This window comes from Klebsiella aerogenes KCTC 2190 (genome assembly GCF_000215745.1).
Classification (GTDB): domain Bacteria; phylum Pseudomonadota; class Gammaproteobacteria; order Enterobacterales; family Enterobacteriaceae; genus Klebsiella; species Klebsiella aerogenes.
This window is the reverse complement of sequence record NC_015663.1, coordinates 3,737,106-3,753,195: the sequence shown is the minus strand read 5'-3', so window position 1 is coordinate 3,753,195 and position 16,090 is coordinate 3,737,106. Positions and strand designations below refer to the sequence as shown.

General features: G+C 51.5%; 16 protein-coding genes and 2 pseudogenes. 8 read left to right on the top strand and 10 right to left on the bottom strand.

Going from position 1 to position 16,090, the window contains the following annotated elements; translation table 11 throughout:
- Positions 1-130: 130 nt before the first annotated feature.
- Positions 131-532 (top strand): RidA family protein, encoded by a 402-nt coding sequence (locus EAE_RS17695; protein ID WP_015705171.1) that lies wholly within the window; start codon positions 131-133, stop codon positions 530-532.
- 341 nt (positions 533-873) lie between these two features.
- Here EAE_RS17695 and EAE_RS17690 read toward each other — a convergent pair whose 3' ends face one another.
- Positions 874-1,260 carry a nuclear transport factor 2 family protein gene (locus EAE_RS17690; RefSeq protein WP_170926287.1) on the bottom strand — a complete coding sequence of 129 codons (387 nt, stop codon included), beginning with the start codon at positions 1,258-1,260 and terminating at the stop codon, positions 874-876.
- 27 nt (positions 1,261-1,287) lie between these two features.
- Here EAE_RS17690 and EAE_RS25485 point away from each other — a divergent pair.
- From EAE_RS25485 to EAE_RS17680, 3 genes and pseudogenes are all read left to right on the top strand, one after another.
- Positions 1,288-1,578: pseudogene (locus tag EAE_RS25485) on the top strand (cupin domain-containing protein); the annotation flags it as partial.
- Positions 1,579-1,677: 99 nt separating this feature from the next.
- On the top strand, positions 1,678-2,130 hold the full coding sequence (locus EAE_RS25145) for a helix-turn-helix domain-containing protein (RefSeq protein WP_032706210.1): 453 nt from the start codon (positions 1,678-1,680) through the stop codon (positions 2,128-2,130).
- Between the two features lie 728 nt (positions 2,131-2,858).
- The gene (locus tag EAE_RS17680) at positions 2,859-4,091 is read left to right on the top strand and encodes an MFS transporter (RefSeq protein ID WP_015705169.1); all 1,233 of its coding nucleotides are present in this window, start codon (positions 2,859-2,861) and stop codon (positions 4,089-4,091) included.
- A gap of 41 nt (positions 4,092-4,132) precedes the next feature.
- Here EAE_RS17680 and EAE_RS17675 read toward each other — a convergent pair whose 3' ends face one another.
- The 5 genes and pseudogenes from EAE_RS17675 to EAE_RS17655 form a co-directional block, all read right to left on the bottom strand.
- Positions 4,133-4,732, bottom strand: a complete 600-nt coding sequence (locus EAE_RS17675; protein ID WP_072056525.1) for a M13-type metalloendopeptidase — start codon at positions 4,730-4,732, stop codon at positions 4,133-4,135.
- Between the two features lie 187 nt (positions 4,733-4,919).
- Positions 4,920-5,147, bottom strand: a pseudogene (locus EAE_RS17670) (GNAT family N-acetyltransferase); the annotation flags it as partial.
- Between the two features lie 257 nt (positions 5,148-5,404).
- The gene (locus EAE_RS17665; RefSeq protein ID WP_015705166.1) at positions 5,405-6,058 is read right to left on the bottom strand and encodes a LysE family translocator; all 654 of its coding nucleotides are present in this window, start codon (positions 6,056-6,058) and stop codon (positions 5,405-5,407) included.
- A 204-nt stretch (positions 6,059-6,262) separates the two neighbouring features.
- Positions 6,263-7,291 carry an alpha/beta hydrolase gene (locus EAE_RS17660; RefSeq protein ID WP_015705165.1) on the bottom strand — a complete coding sequence of 343 codons (1,029 nt, stop codon included), beginning with the start codon at positions 7,289-7,291 and terminating at the stop codon, positions 6,263-6,265.
- Positions 7,292-7,304: 13 nt separating this feature from the next.
- Positions 7,305-8,534, bottom strand: coding sequence for an MFS transporter (locus EAE_RS17655; RefSeq protein ID WP_015705164.1), 1,230 nt, complete (start codon positions 8,532-8,534; stop codon positions 7,305-7,307).
- Positions 8,535-8,829: 295 nt separating this feature from the next.
- Here EAE_RS17655 and EAE_RS17650 point away from each other — a divergent pair, with 295 nt between their 5' ends.
- The 3 genes from EAE_RS17650 to EAE_RS17640 all read left to right on the top strand — a co-directional run bounded on the left by EAE_RS17650 (position 8,830) and on the right by EAE_RS17640 (position 11,275).
- Positions 8,830-9,729 carry a LysR family transcriptional regulator gene (locus EAE_RS17650; RefSeq protein ID WP_015366976.1) on the top strand — a complete coding sequence of 300 codons (900 nt, stop codon included), beginning with the start codon at positions 8,830-8,832 and terminating at the stop codon, positions 9,727-9,729.
- 39 nt (positions 9,730-9,768) lie between these two features.
- Positions 9,769-10,458: a helix-turn-helix transcriptional regulator gene (locus tag EAE_RS17645; protein ID WP_015705163.1), complete on the top strand. Its 690-nt coding sequence runs from the start codon at positions 9,769-9,771 to the stop codon at positions 10,456-10,458.
- A gap of 70 nt (positions 10,459-10,528) precedes the next feature.
- Positions 10,529-11,275 carry an SDR family NAD(P)-dependent oxidoreductase gene (locus EAE_RS17640; RefSeq protein ID WP_015705162.1) on the top strand — a complete coding sequence of 249 codons (747 nt, stop codon included), beginning with the start codon at positions 10,529-10,531 and terminating at the stop codon, positions 11,273-11,275.
- A gap of 105 nt (positions 11,276-11,380) precedes the next feature.
- Here EAE_RS17640 and EAE_RS17635 read toward each other — a convergent pair whose 3' ends face one another.
- Positions 11,381-11,872, bottom strand: coding sequence for a 2-thiouracil desulfurase family protein (locus tag EAE_RS17635; protein ID WP_015705161.1), 492 nt, complete (start codon positions 11,870-11,872; stop codon positions 11,381-11,383).
- Between the two features lie 55 nt (positions 11,873-11,927).
- Positions 11,928-13,091, bottom strand: coding sequence for a M20 aminoacylase family protein (locus EAE_RS17625; RefSeq protein ID WP_015366979.1), 1,164 nt, complete (start codon positions 13,089-13,091; stop codon positions 11,928-11,930).
- A gap of 257 nt (positions 13,092-13,348) precedes the next feature.
- Here EAE_RS17625 and EAE_RS17620 point away from each other — a divergent pair, with 257 nt between their 5' ends.
- Positions 13,349-14,548, top strand: coding sequence for an MFS transporter (locus EAE_RS17620; protein WP_026612337.1), 1,200 nt, complete (start codon positions 13,349-13,351; stop codon positions 14,546-14,548).
- A gap of 54 nt (positions 14,549-14,602) precedes the next feature.
- Here the strand turns inward: EAE_RS17620 and EAE_RS17615 are convergent, their stop codons facing one another.
- Both EAE_RS17615 and EAE_RS17610 read right to left on the bottom strand, forming a co-directional pair.
- Positions 14,603-15,325: an amino acid ABC transporter ATP-binding protein gene (locus tag EAE_RS17615; protein ID WP_015705159.1), complete on the bottom strand. Its 723-nt coding sequence runs from the start codon at positions 15,323-15,325 to the stop codon at positions 14,603-14,605.
- Positions 15,312-16,076, bottom strand: coding sequence for an amino acid ABC transporter permease (locus tag EAE_RS17610; protein WP_015705158.1), 765 nt, complete (start codon positions 16,074-16,076; stop codon positions 15,312-15,314). Before EAE_RS17610 ends, EAE_RS17615 begins: the two co-directional genes overlap by 14 nt.
- Between the last annotated feature and the right edge of the window lie 14 nt (positions 16,077-16,090).

Genomic DNA, 16,090 nt, shown 5'->3' with positions numbered 1-16,090 from the left:
CTTGCAATATACGCAGCGTATGAAATTTGACATACGCCGCGTATGTGTGGTTAAGTTTACATACACTGCGTATATTAATTGATTTATTTATGTCACGCACGGCTTCACACATCCGAAAAAAGGATACGTTATGAACCAACCGAAACCTGTTTTCCCGGCGAATCGCCACGCTCTCTATGAGAAGCATGGTTATTCTGCTGCGATCCGCTCTGGTGATTTACTGTTTGTATCCGGTCAGGTGGGTAGCCGGGAAGATGGTAGTCCTGAGCCCGACTTTGCAACGCAGGTAGAACGTGCCTTTGAAAACCTCAAGGCCACTCTTACCGCCGCAGGATGTTCGTTTGAAGATCTTATCGATGTGACAACCTTTCATACCGATCCGGAGAGTCAGTTTTCAACCATTATGCAGGTGAAACAAACCGTTTTTCCGAAGCCGCCATATCCCAACTGGACAGCCGTGGGGGTTAACTGGCTGGCGGGATTTGATTTTGAGATAAAGGTTATCGCCCGGATTCCGGAACATCAGCTTTAAAAACTTCACACACAGATATCAGGAGGCCTGATATCTGTGTGTAAATCTGTTTTTGACACAAAAGTGGCTCGATAAAACCTAGGTTAAAAAGTTAAATTATTCGCCTGTATCAAGGTTAAACTGTAAAGGGTAGTCCATACAAGCCGGCTCCTTCACCTGACTGTTTCCGATACCATGTTGCCTGTGTGCCATCCTCTCCATTACCTGATATTGCTGATGCCTGGCCGCCGTTGCACATGCGTGGTTAGGAAGAATCCGTATCCATTTTAATTCAACACACTTTTGAGAGCTTGTTAAATACCTCAGGGCATGAAGCGGGCATTTTAACATTTAAAATTCTCTTACCTTACGTTACCTAAACCCCGATCGCTCTCCACACCTTGAAGCATTAGCGTCGCTTCTTCGACACGAATAAAGCGCCCGTCATCATCTGTTTCAGCGAACATATAAACTTCCATATCCACCTCTTCACCATTATGCTTGGTACACAAAACGCGATGCCTGGTGGCATAGAGATTCCCGTCACGAAGCTCATCGCAAACTTCTATTTTGCCGGATGCGATGATTTCCCGGAGTTTACGTGCATGCTGAGCAAAGCCATCCAAACCTTCCCACTCGTTATTAGTACGCTGGCGGTAAACGGGACTGAAATGACGATTGAGTATCAGGTCCAGTGGCACCTCCTGTTGATTGAGAATTTCATCCAGCACGGTAGTAATAGTCATTATTTTCATGGGTGATCCTCTGTGAAAGTGATGAATACTTTACAATCGACTGAATGGCTTAAGTACGGTATAAAAGACATAAAATACCGTAAACAAGTCAAAATGAATGATCCATTAATTACATTCGAGCCGGCCTTCGCTTCAGAGGGGCAAACTTTAGTCGTCGCGGTACGTGAGTCTGATGTAATACGGGAAACGCCAAATCACCATCACAGCTGTGGACAGCTACTCGGTTCGAGGCATGGGCTACTCACGGTCGATGCCGGAAATTGTCGCTGGGTGGTACCGGCGACACATGCCGTCTGGATACCTCCGGATGTTCCGCACGGCCTGCGCTCGCATGGCCCGTATTCAGGATGGAGTGTTTATGTATCTGCCCAAGCCTGTAGCGGACTACCTGATAAGCCTTGTGTTCTCTCAATAACAAATCTGCTGCGTGAAGCGATAACGCGAGCGGCCTCATGGAAAGATGTAAACCTTAACGCGTCCCAAAAACGTTTAGCTGGTGTCATCCTTGATGAAATTGGCTCTCTTCCTGAGGTCAACCTGGGGCTTTCAATGCCCCAGGATATCCGACTACTCAGAATTGCGCAGACACTGTCAGATAACCCGGACGACGACCGCAGGCTCGAGGAATGGGCAGTCTGGGCCGGAATGTCATCACGTACGCTTACACGGCGATTCCGTGCAGAAACCGGTTTTAGTTTTAATGAATGGCGACAGCGCATTCGGTTACTCAGGTCTCTTGAACTTCTGGCTGCGGGTAAGCCAGTGACGGCAATTGCTCTGGACCTTGGATATGATAACGTGAGTGCCTTCATTGCCCTGTTCCGACGGATATTCGGCACCACCCCGGGACGTTTTAAAATTTAAACCTCTAACTCTGCAGCCCCACACTAGATATTTAAACATGGCAGTGACATTGCAAAATCACAGCGACAGAGAATCAGGAATATTTCTGGCTCTTCTCAAAGAGTGGCAATCAGTACTGACGATACATATTCCACAGTGTCTGCATGCAGCAGGCTCTTTTTGAGAGTGAAGCTCAGGGTTTACTGCAGAATAGATAAAGTACAGTGTAAAACCCAGGCTGGCGACAGCACCGAGACGGCACATATAAAACGGAATCGCCCTATCCCTCGGCCAGCCAAACTCCGTGCCCGACTTTGTTATAGCGGACCTGTACTCAAGATGGTTCAGGATGAAATCTGAGCATGACTGCCACGATTACGTCAGTGAGTAGACTGCTTTGTCCTGCTTTTTTATGGCCTGCCAGTACGTCAGCGTAGTGTTCTTAACGTAACATCACACCTCTGTTCCACCTGGCCAATTCAGTCAACGACTACGAGGTGGCAAATAATGTTGACCGCCTGTGAGGCCGCTGCGATACATCTCCCTTGTATGCATTGACAAAAGCACATACTTGTTATATTTGCATTATTTATCATAGGTTAAATTTGAGGATTGTTCGTGATGTGATGCTCCATACATAAGCCCATAACATTATTTTTAACTGCCTACCCGAAAGGATGTATTGCCTGGCTGAAAGCTAGCACGCATCAGGTAAGCAAAGACTTGTTTAGCTTATACGGACATCAAGAATGATTCGAGCACTCATGAATGCCCTGGCAGGAAAGCCATGGCTGATGTTACTTGGTATATCTTTCATTATTTCCTCTGTCGGGAATGGCATTACCTATATTGTTGTTTTTAGCGAACTGATTCGGCTCGCTGCCCCGACAACCTCCCTTGCTTTAGCGTATGTGCTTTCAACTGTTCCTGGCTTAATCGGAAGTAAGGTTGGAGAGTATTATTGCCGTACTGGCAACCCTTTCTCCATTCTTGTCGTGGGCGAATTTTTAGGCATGGCAGGCTTGAGCGCCCCTTTTATGGCTGTGTTAAACGGCTCAATTCCTCTTTTTCTTATCGCACAAACCGTGTCAGCCTTCATCATCGGCATGACGTTCCCTGCTATGAGTAAGATATTTAAAACCGGGTTAAGTGAAAAGGAATTACCCGTTGCGACCACACTGGAAACCATTATCTTTGCATGTAATGTTATTTTTGGTGTTGGACTGGGTTTGTTACTATTGGGGCATGTTACCGTAATACACCTGCTGATCATTGACCTGGCCAGCTACGCCCTGTCAGTCATCATGCTATTGAGCGCTAAAGGCAAGTTCAGGAATATTTTCCATTATATAGAACAAAAAGATGCAGTTATAAGATGGAAAGAAATCAGTAACACTCAGAAACGAGGTATCCTGCTATTACCCCTATTGGCATTCGCAGGAGCCCCGGCGATGGCGTTACTGCCAGGGCTGGTTCCAACGAATCTTACCGGTCATGAAGCTCAAGCAACAGCTTTGGCTCTTCTTTTCTCTCGTAGTTTAGGGCAACTCATCGGCCCGTTACTGCTTAATCCTGAGCGTTTTGAGAAAAATAGTAATAATAATAGCCTGCTATTGGGATGTCTGTTTATTTTTGTGGCATGCTATGGTCTGATCCCTTTTTCAACCTCATCTTACCTGGCATTGGCACTGGTCTTTATTGCACATATTTTTTCAAATGTTGTTTTCTCGCTCGCGGTATATTCAGTATTGAAAAAATTTGATGAAAATCATGTGGCTGCTGCTATGGCTAAGAGCTACCGATGGCAGATGATGATCACTGCAATAGTCTCTATAGGTGCCGGGTATAGTTCGGATTACCTTGGGGTAATATACGCGCTTTATGCCTTCAGTGGCTCAGGCTTTTTGCTAATTGTAATCTTCTCATTTGTCGAAAAATATTTTTCTCCAAAGACACGGTCAAACAACCTCGAGCTGGAATAGTAGAAAGGCTACACAGCCTGAGGGCTGTGTAGCCTTATAAATTAAAATAATTCAATCGCCTGAATCCCCTGATTCACGCTTTCGTCTCCGGAATATCGCCTCGCAAGATAATGAAGACATCCTATTGCACGAAAGCGTGCAGGAGCATGGGGACCGCTGGTTAACAACTTACGCATGATATTTTCAGAGGCATATTCACGCCAGAGCATTAACAGACTGGTCTGGAAAGCTTCACGTAATTCACTAGTTTCTTCCTGAGACAGCCTCTGAAGCGTTTTCCAGGCAATATCGCAACCAGATAAATCAGCCAAGCATTCTCCCCTGGTCAGAAGCCCATTAATGTAGTTTCCGGGAAGGACTTCTATATTGCTGTAAAAATCAGCGATTACATTTGCTTTTTGAATAAAATTAGCTTCATCCTGTTGTGTCCATAGCATGTTTAAATTTCCATTTTCGTCAAAATAGCAACCTTCATCGTCGAGAGCATGACTTATTTCATGGGCAATAATAATTCCGATAGAGCCATAGTTATATCTGATCCCGAGGTTGCTCATAAGCAATGGTGACTGTAAGACAGCAGAGGGGAGTATGATTTCATTTTTACGTCTGTTGTAGCAAGCATTAACTTCATATCCGTACATGTCACAGAGGTGAGGGTTAAAAGGTCCATTCAGGCAATCACTTTAATGCCTGAACTTTTCCTCTTTTATTGCTAGTACTGTTTCTAGCGGGGTCGAAAATGAATGGTTACGCAGGCAAGGACGAAGCCCGACAGCAAATTAATGGTTACATATTGAACTACTACAACAGCGTCAGACCTCACCATTATGTTGCTTTTTCAAAAACAGCCCAGTATCCATAACCTAAAGCTTGCCAGTGACCTATGTAACGTAACAAGCGGGCCCATACTGCTTCTGCCGTGGGAACTTCTCCGCCATTTATCTTAACCATTTCTGGATCAGCCCAGCATGCCTGAAGAGCGGAAAAATCCTCTAACGTGAAATGTTTTAGAATTAAGCGCTCAGTCTCTAGCTGAGGTGCCTGCTGAAAAATCATTATATCCCCTTGAATAGTCAGGTTACATAGTCTGGTTTATTAGAATAAATTGCAGCCAGCCTATAGCATTAACATAAAATCAACAATGTCTTCTTCCCACAATAAATCATTTGTACGCATCACTAACGGCAATCGGTCAATATAAATGATGCTCCAGAACTAAACTGTCCGCTCCTGGTACAAAGCGAACCAACCAACTGAATTTAAAATCCTGTCTGAGCGAGAAGCGGACACAGGATTTACCGGTTCTGTATAACCTAACGGATAGATTTTGATACTATGCCGGACCCGCTAAACAACATGCGGATACCCAGGCCAATCATGACAACACCTGTAAATCGTTCCTGCCATTTGATAACGCCTGGGTGTTTACCTAGCCAGTTACCAAATGTGCCTGATGCCATCGCGACTGACCCCAGAGACACGATTCCTGCCAGCTTTTGGATACTGCCAAGGACAAGCAATTGCAGCCAAACTGGACCCGCTGCGGGATCAACAAATTGAGGAAGAAAAGCAAACATGAACAGCAGGGATTTTGGGTTAGTCAGGCTGTTCAGAGCGCCTTCCTTAACGGCATTCCAGTCAGAAATTTTTGCCGTTTTTCGCAGCCGCGTATCAGTACCTGAAGTCGCAATCATTTTTATGCCCAGCCACATCAGATAAGCCGCACCGATCCACCGTAACAGATCCAGCGCAACCGGCCAGGCATGAACAACGGTTACCAGCCCGAGGACAAGAAAAGAAACTTGCACAAAACCTGCTACAAATACATTGCCCAGGACCGTAAGCAGCGCAATACGTCTTCCCTGACCGACACCTCTGGCGATAGTCAGCATCATGTCTGGCCCAGGAGAAATCTCCAGCAGCGTCAGCGCGAGAAGGAAAGTTATAAACGTTTCGATGGAAGGCATCGTGATTGAGTCCAGAAAAATATTTCCGCTACGTTACCTCAGTCCGATTCATGCCGAAAGCGGAATATATTGCAGCGTCCGCCTTTGGCACTACACAGACATTTCATCTCTCAGTGATGCGGCAGCATTTTGTCCTTTTGAGCAAATTACGCCCCACTACCGACCCGAAGGCCGGTAGCTGTTGATACAACCTATTACCACGCGTTATTTCAGGTTGTTGCGGAAAAAGTCCGTCAGCTTGTCGAAGGGGATCACATCCGTGCGGTCATACAGATCGACGTGCCCTGCCCCCGGAACGACATACAGCTCTTTAGGTTGACCGGCGCGCTTAAAAGCGTCCTCGCTGAACTCTTTTGAATGGGCCTGGTCACCGGTAATAAAGAGCATCGGACGCGGCGAAATGGTTTCAATATCATTGAACGGGTAGAAGTTCATAAACTTACCGATACTGCTCAGCATCGGTTTTGTCGTCAGTTCCTCTTTCTCGCCCTGCGGGGTATAACCGCCGCGTTCGGTGCGATAGAAATCAAAGAACTCGCGCTGAATTTCCGGCGTGGAAGCGTCCAGCTTATTCACAGTGCCCGGAATATAAGTTTTCTCTCCTCCTTTGAATTCGGCAAACCGCTGCTCAATGGCCGACTGGATAAAGGCCTTACGCTGTTCCAGCGTCTGGGAGTGGTTAAGGCCGTTACGAAACGCGGCGCCCATGTCATACATGCTGACGGTGGCGATAGCTTTCATACGCGGGTCAATTTTCGCGGCGCTGATGACAAAACTTCCGCTGCCGCAGATGCCCAGCACGCCGATATTATCTGGATCAATAAACGATTGTGTACTAAGGTAATCCACCGCCGCGCTGAAATCATCCGCGTAGATTTCCGGTGAAATCAGGTGCCCCGGCTTGCCTTCGCTTTCTCCCCAGAACGAGAGATCGATCGCCAGCGTAACAAACCCCTGCTCTGCCAGCCTCTGCGCATACAGGTTTGCGCTTTGTTCCTTGACCGCGCCCATTGGATGACCAACGACGATCGCCGGGTTTTTGGCGTTCTGATTTATCGTTTTCGGGACAAACAGATTGCCAACCACGTTCATTTGATACTGATTTTTAAAGGTGACTTTCTGCTGCGTCACCTTTTCGCTTTTATAAAAGTTATCAGCGCCTCTGGACATATCCGCCGCCGAGGCGGCAAATGCGCTGATGAACATTCCCAGGGCTAACGCAAATTTATTCATGATAGTTTCCTTGTCAGGACGAGTGTGATGAAAGACCATCGGCAGACGCGTCTGCACGTGAGGTCAGGAAAAGCAGTACGGTTGCGATAATCAACATCGCGGCGCTGGCCAGGAAGGTGCTCTGGTAGCCATGATGGTCGAACAGCACGCCCCCCACGGTGGATCCCAGCGCAATGGACAACTGCACCATCGCCACCATCAGCCCGCCGCCCGCTTCGGCATTCTGCGGGAACGTGCGTGGAACCCATGCCCACCATCCCACGGGCGCGGCAGTTGAAATAAACCCCCACAGCCCGAGCAAGGCCGTCACGATGGCCGCCTGGCTGCCAAACGCGATCAGGGCCAGCGCGACGGTCGCCATCAGCACAGGAATGGCCATTAGCGTCGGGTAGAATCCGCGCTTCAATACCCGGCCAATCAGCGTGGTGCCGATGAAACCCGCGCTCCCGATGACCAGCAGGATGAGAGTCACCGCTGAGACGTCCACCTTCGTGACCGTCTCAAGGAAAGGCCGGATATAGGTAAAGAGCGTGAACTGCCCCATAAAGAAGATCCCCACACCGAGCATGCCCAGCATGACCACCCGACGGCGTAACAGTGCAAAGACGTTGCCGGCCCCCGCTGGCTGGCGGGTAACCTGCATGGAAGGCAGGCTGAGCAGTTGCCAGATAAACGCGACGATGGCGACGGGTAACAGGCAGAAAAAGGCTCCCCGCCAGCCGATGACGGAACCCAGCCAGCTGCCCAGAGGCGCGGCCACAACGGTTGCCAGCGCATTGCCGCTGTTAAAAATGGCCAGGGCCAGCGGAACACGGTGCACCGGCACCAGACGCATCGCTGTCGCCGCCGACATCGACCAGAACCCGCCGACCACGATGCCAATCAGGGCCCGGCCGGTCATATAGGTCAGGTAATTAGGTGCCATCGCAATGACGCCCCCCGAAAGTGCCATGATGCACGTCAGGCCAAGCAGCAGGTTTTTCCGGTTAAGCGTGCCTGCCAGTCGGGAAATAAACAGGCTAGTCACCACCGCAAACGCGCCGGAAATAGCGATCCCCTGCCCGGCCATGCCTTCGGTGACGTTTAGGGAGTGCGCCATCGATGTCAGGAGGCTGACCGGCATAAACTCGGAGGCGATTAGGGCGAAGACGCACAGCGTCATAGCAAACACGCCGCCCCAGTGCGCCTGTTGTTTTTCACTTGCTCCGTTCTGGTTTTTGGTTTCAGTTTTCTGATTACGCATTTAGCCTTTCTTTTCCGTTGATAATGGAATGCCCTTCCCCTTCTGAAACGGCGACGTGGGGGATAAGCGCGTGAGTTAAAGAGAACGATGGATATGGAAGGCGCGACGGCTCAATCCGCAGCCCTGAGCCCGGCAGAGAGGAGCATCAGCAGGGACGTCTTACGGTGAGCATTTTCCATCTCGTTTAGCGTTGACTTTTTCATCGCATTATTGTTACCAATAGGCAGCGGTGAAACTAGCTAATGAATGCTTAACAGCCTTATAAGTAAAATTTATAAATAGCCCGGAAACCAATATGGCAAGACGCAACCTCAACGATTTACTCTCTTTCGTCACCGTGGCGCGGGAAGGCAGCTTCACGCGTGCCGCCGCGCAGCTTGGCGTGACCCAGCCTGCGCTGAGCCAGGCGATTTCCGGGCTGGAAGAGCGAATGCAAATCCGCCTGCTGACGCGGACCACCCGCAGTGTGTCCCCGACGGCGGCCGGGGAACGCCTGTTGCAATCGGTGGGCCATCGTATTGATGAGATAGAGGCTGAGCTGGACATGCTGACTGAACTGCGGGACAAGCCTGCAGGAATCGTCCGCATCACCTGCGGGCCGAACGTGCTGAAAACGACTCTGCTGCCCAAGCTGGCGCCGCTGCTCCGCGAATATCCGGATATTCATATTGAGTTCGATGCTAATCACGGATTCCGGGATATCGTGGCGGATCGGTTTGATGCGGGCGTGCGGCTTGGCGATACGATTGATAAAGATATGATAGCGATGCCAATCGGCCCGAAACTGCGCATGGCAGCAGCCGCCTCGCCAGATTATTTCGCACGATACCCGGTGCCGAAAACGCCTCATGATCTGACGCAGCATCAGTGTATTAATATGCGCATGGTCCGCTCCGGCGGGATTTATGTCTGGGAATTCGATCACGAGGGAGGAGAGTTGAAGGTCCGGGTTAATGGACAGTTGACGTTTAACACGTCGGATCATGTTGTCGACGCCGCCCTGGCAGGGTTAGGCATCGCCTTTTTACCTGAAGAGGAATTCGGCTCACACATCAGAGAAGGTCGTCTCGTACGCGTGCTTGAGTCCTGGTGTCATCCTTTTCCGGGCTACTATCTTTATTATCCCAGCCGCAAACAGCCTTCCCCAGCCTTCTCACTCGTTGTTGATGCGCTGCGCATGAACGGGAAACTTTAGGTTTAAGATTTTTTCGCTGTATCAGAATGGACTTATCAAATGACCAGAACAGAGAGGCTTCTCGAGTTACTACAGATATTAAGAGCGCAAAGATATCCCATCACGGCATCCACGCTCTCAGAAAGATTAGGGATAAGCGTACGTTCACTTTATAGAGATATAAAAACGCTGCAGCATCAAGGGGTGCGCATTGAAGGTGGGGCCGGAATGGGTTATATCGTTAAGTCTGACTTTCATTTGCCACCCTTAAATTTTTCGCATGAAGAAATCAATGCTATTACCCTTGGGCTAAATTGGGTATCTCATAACACAGATGATGATTTCAAAAACACAGCAAGGAATGCGCTTGCTAAAATACACGCCGTCATCCCCGACGAATTAAAAAGCCTTATCGAAAGCCAATCTTATTTAATCGGCCCTTCAGAAAGTAATGAGGTCTTTTTCAAAGACATTCGCGATGCTATTAAAAAGCAAAAGAGAGTCCAAATAAAATATTGTGACAAGAAAGGCACTGACTCTTCTCGTGTTATATGGCCCATCGGATTGGCATATATGCAGTCATGTTGGCTTTTGGTCGCATGGTGTGAGATGAGAAATGATTTTCGTCATTTTAGAACTGACAAAATTGCAGAGATGGCACAACTGGACTCTATATACAGGGAAAGCCGGATGGCTTTATTGAAAAAATGGAGAATAAAAGAAGGAATCGCCGAGGAGAAAGAGTACTGACAAAAACTGTCACAGCTATTTTGTATACTCCCCCAGATGCAAGACTCAATTCTACGTCATAGGGGGAAGGATGAATTTCCAGAATAAAGTTGCTGTCATCACAGGAAGCACGACAGGGATAGGTGAGGCAGTCGCAGAGCAATTACACCAACATGGTGCTAAGGTCGTTATTGTCTCCCGCTCGCCAGAGCAGGCCATCAAAAAAGCGAAACAATTATCTTCACAGGGGCAACAGGCGCTGGGGATCGGATGCGATGTGTCGCAACCTGAACAAGTACAGAAAATGATTGCTGAAGTGATCAAACATTTCGGCAGACTTGATTATGCTGTAAATAATGCGGGCATAACAGGTGAGCATGGTAAAAATATAACAGAACAGACGGTTGAAAACTGGGACAAAGTTATTGCCACTTCATTGAGCGGCGTTTTTTACTGCCTAAAATACGAAATACCTGCAATGATGAAGTTTGGCGGCTCTATCGTTAATTTATCTGCAGTCAATGGTCTGGTTGGTATTCCAGGATTAGCGCCCTACACCGTGGCTAAACACGGTATCATCGGTTTGACCCAAACCGCAGCATTAGAGTTTGCAACGCAAGGCATTCGAATCAATGCCGTCGCTCCGGGCTATGTCCAAACGCCACGAATGAGTGAATTTCCTGACAATATCGTACGTAGTTTCGCCAATAGCCACCCTATGAAGAGGATGGCAAAAATGCGGGAAATAGCAGACTTCATACTGTTTTTGCTGTCAGAAAATGCGGCGTTCTGTACCGGCGGCGTTTATCCCATCGATGGTGGTTATTTAGCTGAGTGAAACTCCCCCCAGTGCTTTTAAACCGCAAGAGTTTCATAAGGCTTTAACGTCGGCTATGTCGAGGTGTGAACCTCATACAGTTCGACGTTAACCCTGGGGAACCGCTCATTCCCGTTCTTCTATCCAGCTCACAAGCTCCGCAAACTGAGCTTCTGAAAATACCGCGATGCCATGCTCACTGAGCAGTGACGCCGCCACTCCCATACCCGATTTACGCTGATTACTGAAAGAACCGTTATAGATAAACTGACTGCCGCACGTAGGACTACCATCAGTTAACAATGCGGCGGTACAACCTGCTTCTTGTGCTGCTCGCAGAGCCAGCCAGGCTCCCAGTTGATAATGCGGCGTAACATCCCTTCCCGTATTTTCAATTATTCTGGCTTGTCCACTCATTACGTCTCTCCCATCAGCCGACACGATCTCGGCAGGTGGTCGCGGAACAGGTAGCCCGGCAGCCAGCTCAGGACAGTGGATTACCAGGCGCTGCTCCCGTTGCCAGCGAGCAAGTTGATGGGTCATCTGCGCTTTCTCTTTTCCGTTATAACGGACTTTAAGGCCCATCAGGCAGGCACTGACCAATATTTTATTTATCATTTCTTTGTTGGCCCCCGGAGACCGTTCACCCGCGCTTTCCGCGGCACACGAAAACTTAGCCCTGCCCGGCAGGCAGCAGTGATTCCACCAGCGCCGTCCACAGCGCCACGCCGGGCGCCAGCAGATCGTCGTTAAAATCGTAGCTGGCATTGTGTAGCGGCCTGGAGGGCGTTTCGCCGTCTGTCCCTATCCAGAAATAAGCGCCGGGACACACTTCCAGCATGCAGGCAAAATCCTCCGACGCCATGGAAGGATTGATCTGCCAGCGCACCGCGGCTTCGCCGAGCTCGGCCTGCGCCACCTCGCGCACCTTCAGCGCCTGTTGCGCATCATTTTTGGTCACCGGATAGCCAGGATACCACGCAATCTGACCGTCAACGTCGGAAACCTGCGGCTGCGTATGCACGTACTGCTCAATCAGGTTTTTTACCCGCTCGCGCACCGTATTGCTCAGGCAGCGAAAAGTCCCGCGCAGCACCACGCGGTCCGGCAGCACGTTGATCGCCTCACCGCCGTTGATCTGGGTAATGCTGACCACCGCGGAATCCTGCGGCGACAGGCGGCGCGACGGAATCGTCTGCAGCGCCATAATCAGCTGTGCGGCGGCGACGATAGGGTCGGCGCCACTCTCCGGCATCGCCGCATGACAGCTTTTACCGGTGAGCGTTATCTCGAAGGCGTCAAGCGAGGCCATCATTGCCCCGGGATTCACCGCCACATGCCCCAGCGGCAAGCCTGGCCAGTTGTGCAACGCGTAAATGGCGTCCATCGGGAAGCGCTCGAACAACCCCTCTTCCACCATTTTGCGCGCGCCGCCGAGGTTCTCCTCCGCGGGCTGAAAGACAAAATGCACGGTGCCGCCAAAGTTGCGGGTCTGGGCAAGGTGCGCGGCAGCAGCCAACAGCATGGCGGTGTGGCCGTCATGACCGCAGGCATGCATCACGCCAGCACGACGCGAACGATATTCCACCGTCCCCTGTTCAGCGATCGGTAGCGCATCCATATCAGCTCGCAGGCCAATCACCGGCCCCGGGCCGTTCTCAAGCGTCGCGACGACCCCGGTACCTGCCAGCCCGACATGTACCTGCAGGCCGAACGAAGCCAGTAGCCCGGCAACCCGACGCGAGGTCTCCTGCTCCTGGTACCCGAGCTCCGGATGAGCATGAAAATCGCGACGCCAGCCGATAGCTTCGGCAATCAGTGAAGACGATACCGCCATGTCCTGTTCCTTCCATTACTGAATGAGTGGTCCCCGTCCTGCTGCTTCCAGGCGGCACCCTTCGTTATATCCTTTCGCCCCCGCGGCTGACAACTTCAGCGATGATGATTTTTGTCTATTCACCAGCGGATCGTTTTATCGATATCAAAAATAGTAGCTGTTTCAGCGGTGACTTCCGTCAGCTGATTAATTATCATGCAGACTGGTCGGCGTCTTGCCGGATTATCCACCTGCAACCTTCCGTTATCGGGAATACAATGTTTAACCCAGACCAGAATCGCCTGGCCCCCACGCTGGCGATGATCATGGCCGCTTCACTTGTGGGATTTATCACCGGCTATACGGTGCCATTAATCAGCCTCGAGCTGGCGCAGCAGCAAGTTGCTCCGCTTTATGTCGGCCTGCTGGCCGCGCTGCCGCCCGCTGGAATGATGCTCTCTTCTTTTCTTTCTCCCGCGCTGTGCCGTCGTTTTGAAATGGGCGCGTTGCTCAGCGTTAGCCTGATCCTGCTGGCGTTGGCGACCATCGCCTCCTGCATGACCACCGACATGACGCTGTTGCTGGTGCCGCGTCTGCTGACCGGACTCGCCTCCGGCGTCATTATCGTATTGGGGGAAAGCTGGATAACCGGCGGCGCGGCGGGCAGTAATCGCGCTACTCTCACCGGCATCTATGCCTCGGCCTTTACCGGCTGCCAGCTCGCCGGCCCGCTGCTTATCTCCGTCGGCCCCGCCTGGCAACACGCGGCGCTGATGGCCATTGTCGCCATTACCGCCGTTTGCCTGCTAATGCTGCGTCATCTGCCGCGCGGCAGTCGCGAAAGCCTTGCCGAGCGCGCCAGCTGGCGCAGCCTGGGGGCGTTTCTACCGGTGCTGGCCTCTGGGGTATTCTGCTTTGCCTTCTTCGACGCCAGTATTCTCGCGCTACTGCCGCTGTACGGCATCGATAAAGGTTTAAATGAAACGATGGCGGTACTGCTGGTCACCGTCGTCCTCACCGGCGACGCTATGTTCCAGGCGCCGCTGGGCTGGGTTGCCGACCGCTTCGGCATCCGTCGCGTGCATCTTATCTGCGCGGTTGTCTTTAGCCTGTCGCTACTGGCGCTGCCGTTTATGCTCGCCTCGCGCGTACAGCTGATGGCTATCTGCCTGCTGCTCGGCGCCGCGGCGGGCGCGCTTTACACCCTGTCGCTGGTGCGGGCGGGGAAAACCTTTAGTGGGCAAAAGCTCATCATGATTAACGCCCTGTTTGGCTTTTTCTGGTCCGCCGGTAGCGTGGCCGGGCCGATTGTCAGCGGCATGCTGATTGGCGTCTCCGGCTATGACGGCTTGATCATCACCCTGTTCGCCAGCGGCGTGCTGTTCCTGCTAATCCAGTGCCTTAGCAAGAATGAAAAAACGCTGCTCGCCAATGAGCAGGAAGAAGACATGGAAGAGGCTACCGAGACCGCGCAATAGCGGAGGTTGTTGATAACGGGCAGGCAGGACTCCACCTGCCCGTTTTGCTTATGGCTACAGCACCTTACTGAGGAAGGCGGCGGTGCGCGGATTGGTCGGCGCGCTAAAGATCTGCGACGGTTTACCCTCTTCCTGAATCACCCCCTGATCGATGAAAATCACCCGGTCGGCCACTTCGCGGGCAAAGCCCATTTCGTGGGTCACGATCACCATCGTCATCCCTTCGCTGGCGAGATTTTTCATCACTTCCAGCACATCCCCTACCAGTTCCGGATCCAGCGCTGACGTGGGCTCATCAAACAGCATGATCGATGGCTTCATTGCCAGCGCACGGGCAATCGCTACCCGCTGCTGCTGACCGCCGGAGAGGCTGGAAGGCCAGGCGTCACGCTTATCGCTGAGTCCCACCTTCGCCAGCAAGGCCTCCGCCAGGTCGACCGCCTGTTGGCGCGGCATGTTGCGCAAATTCATCGGCGCCATCAGCAGGTTTTCCAGCACCGTCATATGCGGGAACAGGTTAAAGCGCTGGAACACCATGCCAACGCTTTCACGCATCTTGTTGAGGTCGGTCGTCCGGTCATGGGCGGCAAAGCCGTTGACCACCACTTCGCCTTCGCTCACGGTTTCCAGCGCATTCATACAGCGCAGAAAGGTGCTTTTGCCGGAGCCGGAGGGCCCGATAATGCACACCACTTCCTGCGGTTTAATATCGCAACTGATGCCGCGCAGCACGTGGCTATCGCCAAAGCGCTTATGTAAATTATTAATGTGAATCACTTTTGCCAAACCTCTTTTCCAGACGGTTAACCAGCTGCGCCAGCAGGAAGGTAATCACCCAATAAACCAGCGAGATCGTCAGGTAGGGCTCCCAGTAGGTGGCGTACGCGCCGGAGACGGTTCGCGCCGCGTAGGCCAGATCGGCAAGCCCAATCGCCGAGGCCAGCGATGAGTCTTTAACAATAGCGATAGCGTTGTTGCCAAGCGGCGGCAGAATGCGGCGAAATGCCTGCGGCAGGATCACTTTACGCATGGTTTTCCACCACGGCATACCCAGCGCGCGCGAAGCTTCCATCTGCCCTTTATCGATAGACTGGATGCCAGCGCGGAAAATCTCCGACACGTAGGCGCCGGCGTTAAGGGTAATCGCCACGATACAGGAGAGGAACGCGCCGTAGTTAGAACGCAGTTCGCGGGCGAAATCGGCGCTCATTATCCCGCTGGTGACCAGCAGGCCGTCGCGCGGGTTAATAAACAGCGGCACCAGCGCAAAGTGGACCACCATGATCTGCACAAACAGCGGCGTACCGCGGAAGGCGCTGACGTAGAAGCGCACCGGAAACTGCACCAGATAACGCAGAATATATTTCCATGGCCCGTGCTCGGCCTTCGCCATCCGCCCCAGTCCAAGCGTTAACCCCCACAACGTCCCGAGGATCACGCAGACAATGGTACATTTAATCGTCATCAAGGCGCCGTCCATAAACAGCGGGCCATATTCCTCGATGATCTCCCAACGGAATCCCGTCATAGTCCTTCCCTAAA